Raw genomic sequence first — 19,377 nt, 5'->3', positions numbered from 1 at the left:
ACCATCAAAAAACCTCTAGTTTTCACACGATTTATCCCAAATCGGCATGCGTCGCCTTCTTCTCTCGTTCGCTTTTGCCATCCCTGCACTGATCGGTACAGGTGCTCAAGCATCGGAAGAACTGGCCTGGTCTTACACCCCTTGGGTGACTCAAGACTTGCTCGCACAAGCCGAGGCTGATAAGGCTGTTTCCGAGGCAGAAGAAGATGACAACGACTGGCGGTTTTACCTCGATCTCTACGGGTTCTTGCCAATCGATGCGAATGGCTCAACAACACTGGATGGCAACACCAACAACATCAACTGGGATTTAGGCGATGTAGTCGACAACGTCTCCAGCGTGTTGACATTGCGGGCAGGTGTCGAATTCGATCGTTGGGGTTTCCAAGCTGGAATTAATCACAGCAGTTTCGATTGTACGGAATCTGGCTCAATCTGGGGCACCAGAGAGCGGTCACGTATCCGTCGTCTGACAGGTGATGAAGTCACCCGAAGCCTCACTTTGAAAGGTGATGCTGATGCAGATATCCACCTGGATCAAACCTTGATCGATATTGCGGTGCGCTATCGCGTAGGGGACGTGCAACGGCCCAAGATGCCTCAAGGATCAGCCAGCTTTGTGGGTTTTGCCGGAGCTCGCATCGTGGATGGAACCATCAGCGCAGATGTCGACATTGAACTTTCTGCTTCTTACGAAGGCCCAATCCTCGAGCGCAAAAGGTCGGGCACCAAGAGCTTCAGCGAGTCCTGGTCCCACACCTGGGTCCAGCCGCTGATCGGCATGCACGCCACCTACGCCTTCAGCCCCGAATGGCAAGCCTTTCTTTACGCAGACGCCGCTGGTTTTGGTCTCGCTGGACATAAAGACATGAGCGGTACTGCACAGGCAGGCGTCGCCTATGCCATCGGCAATTCAACCCAGATCTCATTCTCGTACAAATACTTTGGCCTCGCTTATGCCGCCAATAGCAACGATCAGGGCTACGAAACAACAGCGCAGGGACCCAACCTGGGACTGCGATTCGTTTTTAACTAATGGCGTGAATCAAAGGCTGTCCGCCAAGGCAATGGCAGCCTTTGATCCGCTGGCGATCGCTCCCTCAATAAAGCCACGCCAGGCTTGGGCATGGTCGCCGGAAGAAAACAAAAGATTTCCCTCCTGTTGAGGAAGTGCATTGGCCAACCTTGCGATCGTGCCGGGCCGATACGTGCACCAGGATCCCTGGGACAAAACATCGTCACCCCAGTCGTGACCAAAGGTGGACAGCAGCTTGACGCCTGGAAGGAATTCTTCGAGAACGGCTTGCCATTCATCACAAGACTTGTCCAACGCACCGGATTCGAGGCTGAATCCAGCCAGAACGGAATGTTGTTCGCCGCGCTTGTAGGTGAAGCTGCCGATGAGGGAGGAATCCTTTGAACGGGAGAGGGTCATCACCGCACCGGGATCACCCTCCACCTCAAAAAACACCTTGTAGCCACCGCCAACATGCTTCAGCGTTGAGGCTTCCTGCTTCGCAGTAGACAGTGGCGGATCGCAGCTAACGCTGTTGAGCAGATTGAGCGGCAACGTGACGACCGCACGCTTGGCAGTTACGACATAGCCATTGGTTGTGGTGACCACAACCCCGGCCTCCGATTGCTGAACCGAAGCGACAGACTTGTTCAGCCCAACATCTAATCCACCATCCTGAGCGATGGCATCAACCAGCTCACCTGTTCCATTGGTGAACTCGTAACGGGCGGCAGTGTCGTTGAAGATCTCGTAATTCCAATCGGTCAGCGACCAACAACGCATCATCTCTACGTAGGACGCATTTTCGGGTTGGTTCATCGACAGGATCTCAAGGAATCCGCCAATCGATGTGCGTTGCAGGGGGGTGAGCTCCAAGGCGGCAAAGCGATCAGCAACTCTCTGCGCATCATGGGCACAGATCGCATCCCAACAGTGATCTTGGTCGTAAGGGCGCTCCCAAACTTGCTTGGCCTCCGCAAAGAACAGCTCAAAGCCCCGCAAAAATTCAGCGAGCTGGCCTTCCTGCAGGTCATTCACCTGCCCATCAACCTTGATGGCTACCCGCTCGGCGACACAACCGGGGTTTCTTGAACCTCCAAGCCGTAGCGCTCCTTTTCCGCCCAAACAAAAGGCTGGGTCCAGTGAATCCAGGTTCCGCCCAGCTCCACATGGAAGCCGTTCACCTCCTTGAACCAGGTACGACCACCCAGGCGATCGCGGGCCTCAAGCAGCAACACATTGAAGCCACGGTGTTTGAGATCACGGGCCGCCGTAATCCCAGCGAAACCACCACCAATGACAACAACATCAACTGAGCGAGACATGTAGCCAGGGGGAGAGGAGAAAAGGAGAACCAAAGAATCCTTCAGTGGAAAAGAACCCACTGAAAGAAGCCATGAGCAACAATCAGAGCTGTTCGATCTTGCCCAATTTCCAGGTGCGGTCAAACCACTCCTGGCCAGGACCGTAGAGCCGGAAGATTCCGAACCAGCCCTTGCCGGGAACCGTCTTCACCCAGTTGGCTTCTTTACCGGCTGGTGCTTCGGGGCCGAAGTAGAGGTCAATGCTGCCATCAGCATTTTTCGCCATCTCGAGATTGCGCTTGTTGTTTTTGCTGGGGTAAGGCATCTCCTTGCTCTGCAACATCGAGCGGGTCTGCGGGTCGTAGACGACAAACGACCAGAATCGCTGAGCCGGGGGATTTGCAGGGATGTTGAGTTTGTAGGTTTTCGAGACATCCAGATAGGCACCGCTACTGTCCCGGGCGCTGAAGGCGTACTGGGAGCCCACGCCAGGCAACTCCAAGGCCATGGCAGGGGTATTCACCGTGGCGAGGTAGAAGAAGAGGGTGCGGCCATCCATGTCGCGCCCACCATTGCCGCCATCCACGAGATATTCATGACTGCCTCCAGGGAAACCCGTTTGCCAGAAGCCTGATCTGTCGGAATAGATGTAGTTCTTGGCATCCTCCGGAGCAAAAAGAATCGACCGGGCCGTCGCATTGCCAATGGAGACTGCTTCAGTGAGCAAGGCCTTTTGTTGCCGCGATGACTTGAACGGCTTCCCTTTTTGGATGCCAATGGCCGATGCCATCCCCAGGAGCTCAGGAGAGAACATCTCAGAAGGCTCACGCTGAATCACCTCGTCTAGTTCTTCGTAGAACTTGAAATCGTTGGCATGGATGGTGTTGACCGTCCAATCCGTGAGGTTCTTGAAGGTGTTCGCAGGAGGATTGCTCCTCTGAGCGAAGGGATACACCTTGAGACTGTTTTGGAACGCCGCTTTGGCAGCATCAGGCTCACCGTTCTCATCCAAGAACCCTCGCAAAATCAACCAGTTGATTTTGCTGGGAGTCGTCGCAACGAAGTAGCCATCGGTATTCGCAGGGGCCCTATGGCCTGGACCAAGAATCAGATACTTGCCGCCTTTGCCTTTGTCTGGACCGGGGCCGCCCATGTCGACGACAAAACGGAAAAAGGCGTCATTAACCGTGCCAGGCCCCGTGCCCGGGGGCACCTCAACCACCACAGGCCCGTCACTGAGGTCCAAAAAGGCTGAGGCGTACACCGTGTCGGTGTTGCCGGTAAGCCAAAGGGATGTGGAGCTCATCAACTCCTCAAACAAGCCAATGTCGCGATTCGGCTGCGTGCCGTAGCCGTCACGGTGGCCGACATAGAGCATCTCAAGGGATGCAGCCGGCATGAAATTGAGGAAGGTCTGCACACCGCGCCCGAGATCCACCTGACGGCGTGCTGCCTTCTTGGTGGCATCATCCGGAAAGCCATCGAAATAGCGGAAGGTGCCGATGCGGGTGCGAATGACATCAGGCGTTAAGACGTCTTCAGGGATCGGCGTGTTGTATCCCTTGGGAGTGACATCCTTCGCTTGAACCGATAATGCAGAGCTTCCGATCAAGAGCGTCGAAGCCAAGAAAGCTGAAACAGGATTGAGGCCTTTCATGACAAATCAATGAATAAAAGCGTGAAGTCGTGAATTGTTCGCTCAGTCGAGCACTACGATGTTTTTCAGCTTCCAGGTTTGATCAAACCAGGGTTGCAATGGGCCATAGAGCCGAAAGGCCGTAAACCATCCTTTTCCAGGTACGGTTTCAATCCAATTGGCTTCCTTGCCCTCAGGTGCTTTGGGCCCGAAATACAAATCCACGGAACCATCAGCATTGGCGACCATATCTTTGTTGCGCTTGTTGTTCTTGGCGAGGAAGGGCTGACTAGTTTGTAACTGTGATCGCGTCTGGGGGTCATACACAACGATGGACCAGAAATCCTTAGCGGGTGGATTCTTGTCGATGGTTAATTTGTATGATTTGCCACCATCAAGAACAGCACCATTTTCATCCGTTCCGGCAATGGCATATTGAGAGCCAACGCCAACCATTTCCAGCACCATCGCCGGAGTGTTGACCGTATAAGCCCAGAAGAAGTTGTTGCGAGCATCAAGATTTCGGCCTCCCCGGCCACCATCTTTGAGCCACTCATAACTTCCACCTGCGAAGACTGTGAACCATTGGGGATTACCTTCATAGGTGTATGCATCGGCAGCACGGGGTGTAACCATGTCGGATCGCACATAGGCCACACCCACCTGAAAGGCCTCCTCCATCAGGGCTCGATCAGCCGCTGAGGGGTTAAAAGCTTTTCCTTTTTCCATCCCGATACCAGCGGCCAAACCACGGATTTCCGGATCAAGGAAATCGATGGGCTCCCGCTGAATCACACGATTGAGCTCGTTGAAAAATTCAAAGTTGTTGGCATGCACAGTATTAAAACCTTGTCCCCACCTTGGATGAAGGTCATCTTGGGCGGGTTGTCTTTTTGCGACAGCGGATACATCCGCAGACCATTCTCGTAGTTCTCAACTGCCTGATCAGGTTTACCCTCGTCATCCAGGAAGGCCCTCAGAATCAACCAGTTGAAATAGGTGGGTGAGCGGAAAACAAAGTAACCATCGGTGTTTGCAGGCTCTTTATCGTCAGGACCAAGAATCAAATACTTACCACCCTTGCCTTTGTCCGGACCAGGGCCACCGGTATCGGCCACAAAGCGAAAGTAAGCATCATTAATTGTGCCAGGTCCAAGACCAGCAGGCACCTCAATCACCAACGGACCCGTCCGCTGCAAGTTGAAAAAAGCTGAACCATAAACGGTATCTGTATTACCCGTTAAGAACAGGGGATTGGAATTCAAGGGTGACATCAAATTCACCTTGGTGTAATCGTCCACACCGATCTGTTGATGACCGTGGCGCAGCATTTCAATGCTCGCTGCCGGCATCAACGTGAGGAAGGTCTCGTAAGCCCGGATAAATTTGAGATTATCAAAACTCGCCTTCACCGTGGCAGCATCCGGCATGCCATCGAAGAAATTGAAGGTGCCAACCGACGTGCGCACCCGATCTGGCGTAAGCAACTCTGATGGAATCGGGGTGGTGAAGCCGCTGGGAACAGCATCAGCCTCTGCTTGGGCTCTGGTGGGCAGACCAAACAAAACACCTGACAGAGCAAGAACGGACAAGCCCTTAGAGGCACCCTTCATCCACGTTGCGCTCACCATGCGAAGCAATCGACATTTTTTCAAGCTAGGTAGGAACAAGCGATCGGTCAGCAGTCGATGGTCCGAAAAAGCCTTAATTCACTAGTGAGGTAAAAGCAGGCTTGCATGAGCTTGAAAACCCACGCAAGCCAAGCCCAAAAGGCGTTCAATCCCAGTAAGGATCAATCACGGAGACTCATTTGAGCTCCAACTCAGGCCGAACCCACGAACCATCGAAATAAGCGGGCTTTGGTTTGTAGATCCGGAAGGTGGCAAGGTGGCGTTCCAGCCCGGGTAAATCTCCAAATAATTGGGTTGTTTATTATCACCACCAAAATGAAGCGTCACTTCACCTTGCACGTCTGCCTCGGCAAATGCGCTGTTGACATTGAAATTCTCACCAACCGGAAATCCATCCTTGTCGTACACCGTCAGCGACCAAAAAGCATTATCGCCATTCGGAACATCTTTCAGCACCAGCGTTTGAGGCTCAGATGATTATGGTCTGTAGAACAGATAAACAGCACCTTCATTGGGTAATTCGCCAATTCCACCAGCCACACCCATGTTGTTTTGCTCCGGGGTGACTTCACCTGGCCGACCAAAGAGCGATTCCGACTTCACACCCTTCTCGTTTCGCTCTTCGTTGTAAGCCGCACGAAGAGCCATCATCTGCTCAAGATCCCACTGGTTGGGTTGCACATATTCGCCTGTATTAGCCTGATTTACCGACAACTTGGCCTGCAGAGCCTGGGCCTGCGCGACATCCTCAGGATCCTGAATGTTCACACCGGTGCGGAATGCCACCAAGGCATACCGAACACCCACCTCGTCCTCTGTAAGGGCGTAATCACCAGGTTCTTTTTCAAAGTAAACATAGCCCTGACCATTCACCACCATGGCGCTCTGGTTGCGACCATTGGTTTGCGGGAGCGTGAAGGTGGCCGGAGTGGTCAGGTCAAGAATCAACCAGGAATACAGGGTGTCAAAGTTGATACGAATCACCGTGCGATCCTTGGGGTCCGCTGCCTTCTGGAGATTCAAAATTGCTCCCAAACCCCCGGTTCAGGTAGTTTTAGCAACATCTGTGGTGTACTTGGCAAAGACCGTCTGCGTTTCAGCTTCGGAATAGTTCACCTTAGTGACAGGAACCACCGTGCTGCTCTGAACCGAAACAGCAGGCTGAGGACAATCAGAACCAGCGATAGCCGATCCTGGAGATGAAGCTAAACCGACAAACGAAACCAATAGTCCGGCAGAAAAAACGGACGCCGCCTTAAAAGATGATCCCAACATTGAGAAGCAATTTACTGGTTTTTAACAGCTAGAAACTAAAGAAGCGACTTGCTACTTAATGTTCTCTTCTTGTACAGAGGATCACTTCTTGGCCGTGGGAATCAGGAACTGGACCTGAGTGCGGATCGTCCAATCACCCAAAAGCTCCTCGCCACCGATTTCAGGCTTAATGGCGTTGTAGTAAGCATGCAATGAAACATTAATCGGCTGCTTGCCGAGAGTGAACACCCGTCCAACACCGGCACCAACAGGGACCATCCATCCGTTGTCTTCATTTTCCCAATCCGCCGTCATGATGGGGGAAACCGAGATGTACCAACCCTTGGGAAGGTTGTAGTTGATGAAGGGTTGAATCAACATCTTATTCACATCTTTGCGGTCTTCTTCCCCCGCAAAGGACCACATATTATTGACCAAACCACCCAAAACCCAAGGACCCTTGGTATAGACACCAACGAGTGCAGGGCCGACAGTCCACTTGCCGGTGCTCAGCGGAATCTTGTTGGAAGGAATACTGAGGGTAGGGCCAAAACCAAAGGTGAAATCACCCTCCATGGTGGGCACGAAGAAACCAGTGGGATTGACATCACCAACGCCAACGGTGTACTTCTCCCTCCAACCATCAAAGTAAGGTTCGCCTGCGGAGATGAGATCAAACTTTGGCTTGGCAAATGGGGCGCTAATAAAAGGAATAATGGTGCGCGTCACCAGCGTCCAATCGTCACTCAACTTGAAAGGGAAAACGGGCTGAACGTTGACCACATTCAAAGTCTTGTCATGCTTTGCATCGCGATCAACCGAATTCGGTGCCCACTGGGTCCCAGGCGTGGCATTCCACTGGAAGGGAATGCTGATCATGCTGGCAATGGGATTTTGTGCAGCTTTCGCCAAAACCTCTTGATCAGGCCCAGCTGCGTTGTCAGCACCAACTCCCGGAGCCTTCTCTTCTGCGGCAATTGGCTGGGCTTGTGCGATCTCGTCTTGAACCGTCAGCGTGCTGTAATCAAAAGTCCCTGTGCCAGCCTTGGTCTCACCAACCTCTTGCGCTACTGCACCAGTACCAGCAAAAGTAGTAAGTACAAAGCCCCCGAGTAGGAATCGACGAAGCATGGCAGGCACCAAAAGTTGGCCCATTCTGATCAGCAGAACAATCCTTGCGGTACAAATCGGACGGTTATCGCGAGACTCAGAAAGAGATCAAATATCGAACGGAGAGAGCCCACGTCCTTGAATTCGAGCCTCGCACTGAATCGAACGATGTAGAGCAAGATGATGCTGAAAAGCAGCGCGCCGAACGACAGGATGAGTGACCAGAGATATGGTGCGGAACTCAAAGCCGGAGCCTGCGACAAATCTGACATCAATCATCAACAGTTCAACGCAGACGAAAAGGCTAAAGACCTCAGCCGAAAAGTCATATCAATCTACGAATTCTAATTATTTAATCAGATTCACCAACGCAATCGAACGAAGCAAGTGGAATTCCAGGGGCACTGATCTCTACCAACCAACAACAGATTCAGTTCATCGAAGCTGGCATTCATGAGCCCATCTGTCCGTGATCGGGACCGCAACTCTGCCGGCATTCCGATTTCTCCCTAGAACACAGAAAACACATCGAGGTCCATGAAAGCCCTCAAAATGCTTGGCCAGACCCTCGCCCTCAGTGCGCTGGCGATTGGGACAACAGCAGGGTCTGTCGAAGCTCGAGGGCAATCAACATTGAAAGGGGAGATCTCCTTGAAGGGTCAGCCAGTGAGCGGCTCATCCATCACCCTCTGGCAAACCACAGCAGGGCAAACTCCCAAACAACTGAGCACCCAGCGCTCGAACAAAAGCGGTGCGTTCAGCGTCAAGGTTCGAGCCAGGCAAGGGGTCGTCCACTACCTCGTGGCAAAGGGGGGGGACATCGGGGGATCCAGCGCCGACCAGCTCACCATGCTCACGGTGCTCGGCGGGGATGAGCATCAGCAGGTGACCATCAACGAGCTCACCACCGTTGGTTCGGTTTGGCCCAATGCTCAGCTGCTTGAGGGCAACGCTTTGGAAGGAAGCCAAAGCGCCTTGATGATCGGTTCGAGCCAAGTTGAAAACCTGGTGGACCAGAGCACAGGACGGTTTGGAGCAACATTGCTGAAAAGCACCAACCTGCTGAATTCCGAGACAGCAGCTCGGATGAATATGCTCTCAGATCTAATTGCTTTGTGCGGGCAACCGCAGCAGTCTCAGGCGTGCTATCGGCTGCTAGCACTGACGAATTCAGAGAACACGCTCTCGGCAATGACGTCCATTGCCCGCCAACCCTGGAAGAACGCGGGCGCTCTCTATCACCTGTTCAAAAGCGCATACCCGATCAACAAATCGACAGAGCTGCGCACAACTGCAACTGCCCCCTATCTGCTGTTTCAACCCAAAAGCTTTTCCGTGTCCCTGGTTTTCAACGGTGGCGGTGCTTTAGGGCTCGGGAAGTTGATGTTTGACGGAAAAGGAAGCCTTTGGAGTGGAACCAACTGGATGCCGGGATCGCAATCCGGCGTGGTGAACAACATCGGCGGTGGCGTGACCCACTTCAGCCCCGGTGGCACGCCCCTCTCACCAGCAATTAGCGGTTACAACGGCCAAGGCATCAATGGTGTGGGCTGGGGAACCGGCGTCTCAGAAAAATATGCCTGGGTTGGTGCGTTCAACAACATGGTCGGGGTGTTCGACCTCAACGATGGCAAAGCTCTCGGGCCAGCCACCATTGATGGAGAAGTGGGTCAGCTTCAGGGCGTCGCCACAGCCGCCAACGGAGATGTGTGGATTGCCGACAACACGGCCAACCACATGATTCAGTTCCCAGGAGGTGATTACACCAAGGGGAAGCGCCACACTATTGATGGCCTCCAAGCCCCCTTCGGTGTTGCCGTTGACGCGCAGAACAGGGTGTGGGTGAGCAGCAGTTACAACAACAAGCTCACCGTGTTTCCGGGGGATGCTCCTGATCAGGCCAAAACGATCGAAGTGAACCTTGGGGGGCGTGGTGTTGCCGTTGACTCGACAGGGCATGTATGGATTGCCCAGCAATCCAATTCTCCCCAAGGGGCACTACCTCCCGGCGCGAAAATGCCGCCCAACATCCCCGCCAATGCACCACAACCCAAGACAATCATGGAGGAGTTTGAGGCCGGTGCTGAATACCTTCTGACCAACCCCAACATCACGCAGACTGGCATGGTTGGGTTGATTTCACCCGACATGAAAGTCGTCCAACAAAACATCGCCAAAGGCACCGCCTATATCCCCTGGGGCGTTTCCGTCGACGGCAACGACAACGTCTGGGTCGGCAATCTCTATGGTCAAAGCTTGACTCACATCTGCGGCGTCAATCCCGCCAATTGCCCCGAAGGGAAAACCACTGGGGATGTGATTCACAACTACCAAAGCGGCGTCATTCAAATGACCACCGACGTCATTGTTGATGACGCTGGAAACCTCTGGAGCGCCAACAATTGGTTCGACGGTGAAGTGGTCATCAACCCCACCTATCAGGGACGCACCTCCACCTTTGGAGGGGGGCAGGGATTCGTTGTGACCTATGGCGTTGCCGGACCGGTTCAAAACCCCCTGATGGGGCCTGTGCGCAAGCCACGCTGATGGCTTCGTTGTTCTCAATCGCCTGACTTCTTCCGTTCCAAATCCCGATGCGTCTCAACCGCCTGCTTTGCCTCGCCACCGCCTGTTTGCTCGCTCCGCTTGCACTGCCTTCACCCGCAGAAGAAATCCCAGACGAGGATGGCAACACCCGGGTGTATCTGGAGGCCTATGGGTTCTTCCCGCTGGAAACCCACTCCAAAACGACGCTGAACAACAACACCACCACGGAAACGCTGGATCTCAGCGATGTGCTGGACATGCTCACCGGTGTGTTCAGCGGCAAGGTGGCTGTTGAGAAAGGGCGGTTTGGCCTGCAGGCGGGGCTGGATCATCTCAGCTTCAGCACATCCGAGACGGTCTCGTCCTGGAACAGCTCGAACCTGATTCAGAACGACCGTCACCCGCGTTTACCGCAGCGCCGGGTTAACTCGAAAGGAACGATCAAGTCGGTCACCGACAGCGAGCAAACCATTTTTGATCTGGCCCTGCGCTACCGCGCTGGGGAGATTCAAAAGCCACGGATGACGCCGGGGTCGATGAGCTTCATCGGCTTCGCAGGCATGCGATTGATCGACGCCTCCTTGGACATGGACGTGTCGTTCAAAGACGACGTCACCATCGAGGGAATCCTTCCCTCAAGGCAACTCCAACGCGACATCGCCGATGAAGCCAGTGAGACCTGGCACAACACCTGGGTTCAGCCCCTTGTGGGCATGAACACCACCCTGGCACTGGGTGAAGACTGGCAGGCCTTCCTCGGCATGGATGCCGGTGGCTTTGGGCTCAATGGCAAACAGGACCTGTCGGGAACCGTCGAGGCGGGTGTGGCGTACGCCCTGGGCAATTCAGCTCAGATTTCCCTGGCCTATCGCTACTTCGGTATCGACTACTCCGCCGATAACGGACGCAACGGCTACTCCTCCACACAACACGGCGTTTCAATGGGATTTCGCTGGTTGTTTGACTGAGCCTTCAACGAGGAAAAGCGGAGCTTTTATCCGCTAACGGGGCTTAACGGGCTTTTGGGTTTGATGTGGCCAACCAAGCGGATCACCAGGAGAACCAGGGTGAAGAGAAGAAATGGTGCGTAGAAATCAGCTGGTCCTTTCTTCACATGGCTCACATAGGTGAGAGCGAATTCTGCCCAAATCCAATAGGAGCCAATTACATGCAGTCGCTTCCAATGCTTCATGCCCATCCATCGTTGGGCCGCATTCGTCGACGTGAGGGCCATCAAGGCAATCAACAGATACGCCACACCGCCAACCAGCCACTTCCCTGCGGGCTGCTCACTCAGAAATGGGTCAGGGAAATCCAGAGACATCGCAAGGATCAAGGCCAAATGAATCCCATGGGACGACGCAAAACTCAGCCCGATCCAGCGCCTGTTTTGCAGCATCCACTGGCTCACGGATGACGGCCAGAGGCGTTGCACACTCGAAGCCACAAAGGCCATCGAAAAGAGAACCAGGGAGCTACGGCCCGTGGCATCGATGTCTGCCGCGACTGACGTCGACGTCCATCCAGACACGCCGAAATGCAGCGCAAGACCCGCCACAATCGCGAGCGCCACCAAGGCCGTCAGTCGCCAGCCAAGACGGGCCATCGTCACTTCCCTAAATTTCTTCTTTAAACACGCTGTTCAGGCTTGCCAACAGCGCGTTTAAAAACAGCGCAGCCCAGGCAGCAGGGCCTGATTGTGCTTTTGCTGCGCTGATCAGAACTGTTCCAGGAAGCGCAGATCGCTGGTGTACAGCCGTCGGATGTCGTCAATGCCATGGCGCACCATGCAGAAACGCTCTACCCCCAGGCCCGCGGCGAAACCGCTGTAGCGCTCGGGATCGAGGCCCAGTCCTTCCAGCACTGCGGGATCGACCATGCCGCAGCCCATCACCTCAAGCCAGCGGCCGCGCCACTGCACATCCACCTCGGCGGAGGGTTCGGTGAAAGGGAAGTAGCTGGCCCGGAAGCGCACCGGTAGGTCGCCGAAGAAGGCCTTGACGAAAGCCATCACCGTGCCACGCAGGTGGCTGAAATCGAGCCCTTCATCAATGGCCAACACCTCCACCTGGTGGAACACCGGCGAGTGGGTGGCATCAACCGCATCACGGCGATACACCCGTCCGGGAGCCACGATCCGCACCGGCGGAGGGTTCTCTTCGAGGTGACGGATCTGCACCGGGGAGGTGTGGGTCCGCATCAACAGGTCACCTCCGAGATAAAAGGTGTCCTGCATGTCCCGAGCCGGATGGTCCTCGGGGATGTTCAGGGCGGTGAAGTTGTAATGGTCCCGCTCCACCTCAGGCCCTTCGGCCACGCTGTAACCGAGGCCCAGGAACAGATCAACGATCTCTTCGGTGGTGGTGATCAGGGGATGGCGATGCCCCATCGGCACCCCGGAAGCGGGAGCGGTGACATCGAGGCTTTCCCTTGCGATGCGCTCCGCCATGGCCGCCTGCTTCACGGCCTGCAGCCGCTCTCCCAAAAGTGACTGCACCTGCGTTTTCAGCACGTTGGCGCGCTGACCCACCAGTGGACGCTCCTCACCGGGCAACTTGCCCATCGCCCCGAGCACACCGGAGATGCGGCCCTTCTTGCCCAGCAGCCCAACCCGCAGTTGCTCCAGCGCAGCGGCATCGGCCGCCTCGGCGATCTCCGCCGCGGCCTGCTGCTCGAGGGCATCGAGTTGATCGGTGAGCTGCTGCAGGGTGACCGGTGCGCTCACAGGGATGAAACAGACAGCTGCCGACTGTAAGCAGCCACGCCGCTTAGGTTCACCACAGTGCGAATGACCCCATGGCCCCGCTGCGGATCCTGATCAGCAATGACGACGGGGTCTTCGCCGACGGCATCCGAACCCTGGCCGCTGCAGCGGCAGCCCGAGGCCATCAGGTGACGGTGGTCTGCCCGGATCAGGAACGGTCTGCCACAGGCCATGGCCTCACCCTGCAGACCCCCATCCGCGCCGAGCGGGCCGATGAACTGTTCGCCCCAGGGGTCACCGCCTGGGCCTGCAGTGGCACCCCCGCCGATTGCATGAAGCTGGCCCTGTTCGAACTGGTGAAAGAAAAGCCAAACCTAGTGCTCTCCGGCATCAATCACGGACCCAACCTGGGAACCGATGTGTTCTGCTCCGGCACCGTTGCTGCAGCGATGGAAGGCACCCTTGAGGGCATTCGCTCCCTAGCAGTAAGCAGCGCCTGCTTCCAGTGGCGGCAGTTCCAGGCGGCCGCCGATCTTGCCCTGGAGGTGAGTGAACAGGCCATCGCAGATCAGTGGCCCGACAACCTGCTGCTCAACCTCAACATCCCCCCCTGTGCCCGGGAGGAGATGGGTGCACTGCGCTGGACCCGTCTCTCGATCCGGCGCTACGACGAGCAATTCAGCCGTCGGGAAGACCCCCGTGGCCGCGCCTATTACTGGCTGGCCGGAGAAGCCGTGCAGGATCTGGAATCAGCCGGAGAAGGCCCCCGGGATTGGCCCAGTGATGTGGCCCAGATCCATGCCAATTCCCCCTCACTCACGCCGATCCAGCCCGACCTGTTCTGGCGGGGCCCCCTCAGCGGACTACCGCAGCTCAAGCTCAAGGATCAACTGGTGCGGTAAACCCGCTGCAGCAACCAGAGGGAGAACAACACCCCCATCAGGTGAGCGAACAGCACCTGGGTGTTGCTGAGCACCGACAGCATTTCCAGGGAGGTGATCGCCAGGTTGTCGGCCATGCCGCGGCCGCCGATGGCAATGCCGGGAGTCTGCATCGAGGCCTGCACGAACAGGCTGCCGGCGAGGGCCTGATAGCCAATGGTGGCGAAGGTGAGGCCCAGGAGATCCGCCAACAGCCCCCGTTTGATCAGCCGCGCCACCTCGCCCCGACTGGGACGAGCCGCGCTGTCGATGGCCCGTCCGGTACGGACGATCAGCCAGCCCTGCCAGAGGCTGAACAGCAACACGAGGAAGGCCAGGGACGTGAGCGAAAGGCCAGGCCCCAGGCCCACAGCACGTTCGGAATTGCGGGCCAGGCTGCCGCCGATGTTGTTGAACAGCAGAACGCCTACTACAACAATTCCGAGAACAACCTGGATCCAGAACCGGATCCATCCCATCCGACGCACGCCGAACGACAACTTCTGGAAATCGAGGCGGTCTGGCATGCCTTGGTGCTCTGTCGTTCAAACTTGCCACCAAAGCGCACCTTCTGCACCTCTTTGATCCCGCTCTGCTCTCCAGAGGAAGCCCGACGGCCCACTGCCCTAGCGCTGGGGAGTTTCGATGGCCTGCATGCCGGCCATCGCCGCGTGATCGCCGAGGCCATCCAAGGCAGCCCAGAGGATGCCGTTGCCTCGGTGGTGAGCTTCTGGCCCCATCCCCGTGAGGTGCTGTTCGGGGAGGCACGCCTGAGGCTGGATCTACCCAGCGAAAAACTCGCTCTGCTGGAACCGCTGGGAATCCAGCAACTCGTGCTGGTGCCATTCACCCGCGAGCTCGCTCAGCTGAGTGCGGAGGACTTCGTCACCAGCGTGCTGCTGAACACGCTTCAGGCCCGGCGCATTGCCGTGGGCACCAACTTCCGCTTCGGTCATCAGCGGCGCGGTGACGCCGAGATGCTGGAGCGGCTGGCGGCTCGCAGCTGCGTTGAGGTGAAGGTGGTGCCTATTGTTGAGGACGGGGAGGGCCGGATGAGCAGCAGCCGCATCCGCGCGGCCCTCGACCAGGCCGACCTCGCCACCGCCAAAGCCTTGCTGGGCCGGGCCTACCGCTTTCAGGGACGGGTGGTTCGGGGCCGAGGCCTGGGGCATGAACTGGGCTGGCCCACCGCCAATCTCCAGGTGGATGGGCGCAAGGCCTTGCCAGGTCTTGGCGTCTACGCCGCCTGGGCCCAACTGGATGGAGATGGCGATCAGCTGCCAGCCGTGATGAACCTCGGGCCCCAACCCACAATCGATCCCACATCTCCCTCAGCCGTGGAGGTGCACCTGCTGGATCAGAGCCTGGAGCTGGAGGGCCGGCAACTGGGTGTCGAGCCGGTGCAGCGCTTGCGCGGCCAGACCAAATTCAGTGGCCTCGAGGAGCTCAGCAGCCAGATTGGCCGCGACGCAGCCCAGGCCCGGGAGATTCTTCAGACCGGCTCTCAGGCGACGGTCGGATAGGCATTCACCAGCCCCCAGACGATGAACACGCCGATGCCGCCGAGAAGGACGATTCCCCAGACCAGAACGTGCATGGTGCTCTCAGAACCACCGTTCTCCATGACCGACGCCGAAACCGTTCCCCACAGGGTGCCATGAATCCAACCCCAAGCGAGACATCACTGGATCCACGAGTGGCACGCCTAATCGACGCCAACCTCGATCGTGCCCGGGAAGGCCTGAGGGTGGTCGAAGACTGGTGCCGCTTCGGGCTGGAGCAACAGGATTTGGTGGTGCGCCTCAAGGACTGGCGGCAACGGCTGGGGCGACTGCATCACGACAGCTACAAGCAGGCCCGCTCCACCAGCACCGACACCGGCGCCGGACTGAAGCATCCGGCCCAACTCGATCGCCACAGCCCCGATCGCGTGGTGGCGGCCAACTGCGCCCGGGCGCAGGAGGCGCTGCGGGTGCTGGAGGAATACGGCCGCACCATCGATCCTGCGCTGGCCGCTGAAGCCGCAGCGATCCGCTACGGGCTTTACGACCTGGAGGTGACCTGCCTCAACGCAACCCTGGGAGCAAGGCGACGCAACAAGCTCAAGGACGCTTGCCTTTGCCTGATCACGACTCCCTGCGATGACCTGACCGATCGGGTGGAGGCCGCCCTGCGGAATGGCGTGGGGATGGTGCAGTACCGCTGCAAAGCGGGGAACGATCGCGAACGCCTGCAGGAGGCTCAGCAGCTCAGGCAGCTCTGCAACAAATTCGGGGCGCTGTTGTTGATCAATGACCGTGTCGACCTGGCCCTAGCGGTGGATGCGGATGGGGTGCACCTCGGCCAGGAGGACATGCCCAGCGAGGTGGCCCGCGATCTGTTGGGCGTTGATCGACTCCTGGGCCGCAGCACCCACAGCATCGATCAGGTTCATCAGGCTCAGCAGGAGCCGATCGACTACCTCGGCTTCGGCCCGATCCATTCCACAGCCGTCAAACCCGAACGGAACCCTGTGGGTGTGGAGCTCTTGGCCAAGGCCACAGCGATCAGCCAACGCCCCGTCTTCGCCATCGGTGGAATCACTCCTGCCAACCTGCCGGCACTGCTCATGGCCGGGGGCCAGCGCGCGGCGGTGATCGGCGCGATCATGCATTCCGAAGACAGCGGGCAGGCCACTCGACACCTGCTCCAGCAGCTGGACCAAGCCACGATCTGAGCCATGCTTCTCACCCTGATGGTCAACGGTGAAACCCGCGTGCTGGATCCAGCACCGGAGCCCGCCAGCCTTGAGGCCGTTGTTGCCTCGCTGGCCAACAACCCCCAGCTGGTGGTCGCCGAGCACAACGGCGTGATCGCACCCCGCAGCCGCTGGGACAGCATCGTGGTGAAGAATGACGACACCCTTGAGATCGTCACCATCGTTGGTGGTGGTTCCTAAAGTCACCTAATCAATACTGTGGGCGCTGCTGTGGCCACTCCCCGACTGTTGACACGATCCCGACGACTGCTCGCATCACTGCTTTTGCCGCTGATAATTGTGGGGCTCTGCCTGTTCCAGGCACAGCCGGCTGATGCCGCCCGCGGTGGGCGAATGGGCGGGGGCAGTTTCCGCGCTCCCTCGATGCCGAGATCAGGTGGCAGCTACGGGGGTGGAAGCTACGGCGGCGGTTACCGCGGGGGTGGCTACCGCGGCGGCGGACTGGGCTTCCCCTTCCTCATCCCCATCTTCGGCTTCGGCGGTGGTGGACTGTTTGGTCTGCTGATCCTTATGGCGGTTGCAGGCGTGCTGGTGAACGCCCTTCGTGGCGTTGGCAATGCCCCTTCGATCGGTGGTGCTGCTGCGGCTCCGGCCATGCCGCGCAACGTGAACATGATTCAGGTGCAGTTGGGCCTGCTGGCCAGTGCCAAATCCCTACAGGAAGATCTGCGCTCCTTGGCCGCCTCTTCAGACACCAGCAGTTCCGCAGGTCTGCAAAGGCTGCTGCAGGAAACAACCCTGGCCCTGCTGCGCCAACCGGACCTCTGGGTTTACGCCAATGCCGAGAGCGGCAGTGTTCCCTTCAGTTCAGCTGAATCGACGTTCAATCGCCTCTCGATGAACGAGCGCAGCAAGCTGGACGCTGAGCTCACCAGCAACGTCGGCGGACAGCGGACGTCGGACTCGAGTAACAGCACTGGAGACGCTGATGCCACCAACGAATTCATCGTTGTGACCTTGCTGGTGGCCTCCGCGGCATCGGCCAAGCTCCCCGGGGCCGATACCGGGGAAGATCTGCGCCAGACCCTGCGCATTCTTGGTTCGACAGCCTCCAGTGAGCTCATGGCCCTGGAAGTGATCTGGCAACCGGAAGGCCGTGGAGATGTGCTGAGCGCTAACGACCTGGTAACGGCTTACCCCAACCTCCAGCACCTCTGAGACGCCAGAGCCCCACATGGCTCATCTACAGGTTTTCTGAGTATTTCTCCCCAGCGGTCAGGCCTAACTTTGCTTGATCAGATTGCGCACCTCCAGCGTTGGCTCCCGACCCCCGCTCCATGCAATGGCAACAGGACGGCGAGCTGGCGCAGGCTGATCTGGATGCTCTTGTGCATGCGCTTCAGCAGGTGGAGTGCGATCACAACAGTGCTGAGCTGCAGCGTCTCGGCCAGATCGACCCTTCCGCTGCGGCTTGAAGCCTCAGCTTGAAGCGTCCGGGGCACAGCCTCTGAGCATCCGCAATGCAGCCATCGCTGCGCCGTAGCCGTTGTCGATATTCACTACCGTAAAACCTGGGGCACAGCTGGCAAGCATTCCTTCCAAAGCGGTTCGTCCCCCTGCGCTGATTCCATAGCCAACGGAAACCGGGACGCCGATCACGGGTTGCGGCACCAGACCCGCAAGCACCGTCGGCAACGCGCCCTCCATTCCCGCGCAGGCGATCAGGATCCGCGCCGTAGCGAGACGGGGCAGTTGATCCAGCAAGCGGTGCAATCCAGCCACCCCCACATCCATCACAGGGTCCACGCCGATGCCATGGCAACGCAGGGCCAAGCTGATCTCCGCCACCACCATGCGATCACTGCTGCCTCCGCTGAGCACCGCCACCGCAGGCGGTGGCGCAGGCGCAGGAGGCAATGCACCCAGGGTGAGGCAGCGAGCATCGGCATGCAGCTCCACCGCCGGCAACGCCTCACACACCCGTGCCGCCTTTTCGGGATCCACCCGGGTCACCAGACCCAGTTCTCCTGCTGCGGCAAAGCTTTCAAGGATGGCGATGATCTGATCGGCTGTCTTGTGTTCCCCCCACACAGCCTCGACCATGCCCAAGCGCTGGCGGCGCTGCAGATCGAGGCGAGCGTCCGGCGTGGTCACTGCGGCAACAGTTCCCCTTCAAACACCAGCGGGAACGGGTTGCCCTGGCGCTGCCCCGTTGCCTCACGGGCCAGCGTCTCGAAGCGCTCCTGAACAATCTCCACCTCGGCCATGGGGATGGATTTCCAAGCCTTACGACTGCTCCAACGAATCAGCAGCGTTCCCTCTTCGGTGGCCGGATCCCAGAACAGATCACGGCCCAGAAAACCAGGCTGTTGCTTCAGCCAAGGCTCCCAGCTGCCGCGTTCCGATGCCATCCACTGATCACGGCTCTCCCGGGGGACCTGCAGCCGCAGGTGCTCAACCACAGCCTCCACGTCACCACGTGTTGGGTCGGACTCAGCCCGCACCTCTGTCTCCGAAAGCCCGCCCAACAAGAGAACCAGCGCCAAACAAGGTGCGAT

General features: G+C 57.7%; 20 protein-coding genes and 1 pseudogene. 9 read left to right on the top strand and 12 right to left on the bottom strand.

Annotated features, from left to right (window positions below; translation table 11 throughout):
* Window positions 1–46 precede the first annotated feature (46 nt).
* Entirely contained in the window at window positions 47–1,036 is a 990-nt protein-coding gene (locus SYNCC9605_RS04595; protein ID WP_011363899.1) for a hypothetical protein, read from the top strand.
* 9 nt (window positions 1,037–1,045) lie between these two features.
* Here SYNCC9605_RS04595 and SYNCC9605_RS04590 read toward each other — a convergent pair whose 3' ends face one another.
* From SYNCC9605_RS04590 to SYNCC9605_RS04570, 7 genes and pseudogenes are all read right to left on the bottom strand, one after another.
* Complete coding sequence (locus SYNCC9605_RS04590) at window positions 1,046–2,053, bottom strand: flavin monoamine oxidase family protein (protein ID WP_257929946.1); 1,008 nt, start codon at window positions 2,051–2,053, stop codon at window positions 1,046–1,048.
* A gap of 20 nt (window positions 2,054–2,073) precedes the next feature.
* The gene (locus SYNCC9605_RS15355; protein ID WP_257929945.1) at window positions 2,074–2,340 is read right to left on the bottom strand and encodes an FAD-dependent oxidoreductase; all 267 of its coding nucleotides are present in this window, start codon (window positions 2,338–2,340) and stop codon (window positions 2,074–2,076) included.
* 82 nt (window positions 2,341–2,422) lie between these two features.
* Window positions 2,423–3,976: a DUF1254 domain-containing protein gene (locus SYNCC9605_RS04585; RefSeq protein ID WP_011363898.1), complete on the bottom strand. Its 1,554-nt coding sequence runs from the start codon at window positions 3,974–3,976 to the stop codon at window positions 2,423–2,425.
* 42 nt (window positions 3,977–4,018) lie between these two features.
* Window positions 4,019–5,568, bottom strand: a pseudogene (locus SYNCC9605_RS04580) (DUF1254 domain-containing protein).
* A 183-nt stretch (window positions 5,569–5,751) separates the two neighbouring features.
* Complete coding sequence (locus SYNCC9605_RS15350; protein ID WP_257929944.1) at window positions 5,752–6,042, bottom strand: hypothetical protein; 291 nt, start codon at window positions 6,040–6,042, stop codon at window positions 5,752–5,754.
* Window positions 6,043–6,063: 21 nt separating this feature from the next.
* On the bottom strand, window positions 6,064–6,609 hold the full coding sequence (locus SYNCC9605_RS15345; RefSeq protein ID WP_257929943.1) for a DUF1254 domain-containing protein: 546 nt from the start codon (window positions 6,607–6,609) through the stop codon (window positions 6,064–6,066).
* Between the two features lie 333 nt (window positions 6,610–6,942).
* On the bottom strand, window positions 6,943–7,971 hold the full coding sequence (locus SYNCC9605_RS04570; protein ID WP_011363897.1) for a hypothetical protein: 1,029 nt from the start codon (window positions 7,969–7,971) through the stop codon (window positions 6,943–6,945).
* A gap of 645 nt (window positions 7,972–8,616) precedes the next feature.
* Here SYNCC9605_RS04570 and SYNCC9605_RS04565 point away from each other — a divergent pair.
* The gene (locus SYNCC9605_RS04565; protein WP_257929942.1) at window positions 8,617–10,497 is read left to right on the top strand and encodes a hypothetical protein; all 1,881 of its coding nucleotides are present in this window, start codon (window positions 8,617–8,619) and stop codon (window positions 10,495–10,497) included.
* 47 nt (window positions 10,498–10,544) lie between these two features.
* Window positions 10,545–11,465, top strand: a complete 921-nt coding sequence (locus SYNCC9605_RS04560) for a hypothetical protein (RefSeq protein WP_011363894.1) — start codon at window positions 10,545–10,547, stop codon at window positions 11,463–11,465.
* 26 nt (window positions 11,466–11,491) lie between these two features.
* On the opposite strand, the gene SYNCC9605_RS04555 is transcribed toward SYNCC9605_RS04560, so the two are convergent.
* Together SYNCC9605_RS04555 and pheS are read right to left on the bottom strand one after the other, a co-directional pair.
* Window positions 11,492–12,103 (bottom strand): ferric reductase-like transmembrane domain-containing protein, encoded by a 612-nt coding sequence (locus SYNCC9605_RS04555; RefSeq protein WP_011363893.1) that lies wholly within the window; start codon window positions 12,101–12,103, stop codon window positions 11,492–11,494.
* Between the two features lie 111 nt (window positions 12,104–12,214).
* The gene (pheS, locus tag SYNCC9605_RS04550) at window positions 12,215–13,222 is read right to left on the bottom strand and encodes a phenylalanine--tRNA ligase subunit alpha (protein ID WP_011363892.1); all 1,008 of its coding nucleotides are present in this window, start codon (window positions 13,220–13,222) and stop codon (window positions 12,215–12,217) included.
* 71 nt (window positions 13,223–13,293) lie between these two features.
* Here pheS and surE point away from each other — a divergent pair, with 71 nt between their 5' ends.
* Window positions 13,294–14,103 (top strand): 5'/3'-nucleotidase SurE, encoded by an 810-nt coding sequence (gene surE, locus SYNCC9605_RS04545; protein ID WP_011363891.1) that lies wholly within the window; start codon window positions 13,294–13,296, stop codon window positions 14,101–14,103.
* On the opposite strand, the gene SYNCC9605_RS04540 is transcribed toward surE, so the two are convergent.
* Entirely contained in the window at window positions 14,088–14,648 is a 561-nt protein-coding gene (locus SYNCC9605_RS04540; protein WP_011363890.1) for a DUF3611 family protein, read from the bottom strand. The genes surE and SYNCC9605_RS04540 overlap by 16 nt on opposite strands.
* Before the next feature lie 54 nt (window positions 14,649–14,702).
* Here SYNCC9605_RS04540 and SYNCC9605_RS04535 point away from each other — a divergent pair, with 54 nt between their 5' ends.
* From SYNCC9605_RS04535 to SYNCC9605_RS14520, 5 genes are all read left to right on the top strand, one after another.
* Complete coding sequence (locus SYNCC9605_RS04535; RefSeq protein ID WP_011363889.1) at window positions 14,703–15,644, top strand: bifunctional riboflavin kinase/FAD synthetase; 942 nt, start codon at window positions 14,703–14,705, stop codon at window positions 15,642–15,644.
* 134 nt (window positions 15,645–15,778) lie between these two features.
* Window positions 15,779–16,837, top strand: coding sequence for a thiamine phosphate synthase (locus tag SYNCC9605_RS04525; RefSeq protein ID WP_011363888.1), 1,059 nt, complete (start codon window positions 15,779–15,781; stop codon window positions 16,835–16,837).
* 3 nt (window positions 16,838–16,840) lie between these two features.
* Entirely contained in the window at window positions 16,841–17,059 is a 219-nt protein-coding gene (gene thiS / locus SYNCC9605_RS04520; RefSeq protein WP_011363887.1) for a sulfur carrier protein ThiS, read from the top strand.
* A gap of 18 nt (window positions 17,060–17,077) precedes the next feature.
* Window positions 17,078–18,037 (top strand): DUF1517 domain-containing protein, encoded by a 960-nt coding sequence (locus tag SYNCC9605_RS04515; protein ID WP_011363886.1) that lies wholly within the window; start codon window positions 17,078–17,080, stop codon window positions 18,035–18,037.
* Between the two features lie 98 nt (window positions 18,038–18,135).
* Window positions 18,136–18,294: a hypothetical protein gene (locus SYNCC9605_RS14520; protein ID WP_156782983.1), complete on the top strand. Its 159-nt coding sequence runs from the start codon at window positions 18,136–18,138 to the stop codon at window positions 18,292–18,294.
* Window positions 18,295–18,298: 4 nt separating this feature from the next.
* On the opposite strand, the gene larB is transcribed toward SYNCC9605_RS14520, so the two are convergent.
* Both larB and SYNCC9605_RS04505 read right to left on the bottom strand, forming a co-directional pair.
* The gene (gene larB, locus SYNCC9605_RS04510; RefSeq protein ID WP_011363884.1) at window positions 18,299–18,973 is read right to left on the bottom strand and encodes a nickel pincer cofactor biosynthesis protein LarB; all 675 of its coding nucleotides are present in this window, start codon (window positions 18,971–18,973) and stop codon (window positions 18,299–18,301) included.
* Window positions 18,970–19,350, bottom strand: coding sequence for a TIGR03792 family protein (locus tag SYNCC9605_RS04505; protein ID WP_156783160.1), 381 nt, complete (start codon window positions 19,348–19,350; stop codon window positions 18,970–18,972). Before SYNCC9605_RS04505 ends, larB begins: the two co-directional genes overlap by 4 nt.
* Between the last annotated feature and the right edge of the window lie 27 nt (window positions 19,351–19,377).

It is taken from the genome of Synechococcus sp. CC9605, assembly GCF_000012625.1.
In the GTDB taxonomy this organism is placed as follows: domain Bacteria; phylum Cyanobacteriota; class Cyanobacteriia; order PCC-6307; family Cyanobiaceae; genus Parasynechococcus.
The sequence above is the reverse complement of the archived record's forward strand: the minus strand, read 5'-3'. Positions and strand labels throughout refer to the sequence as shown.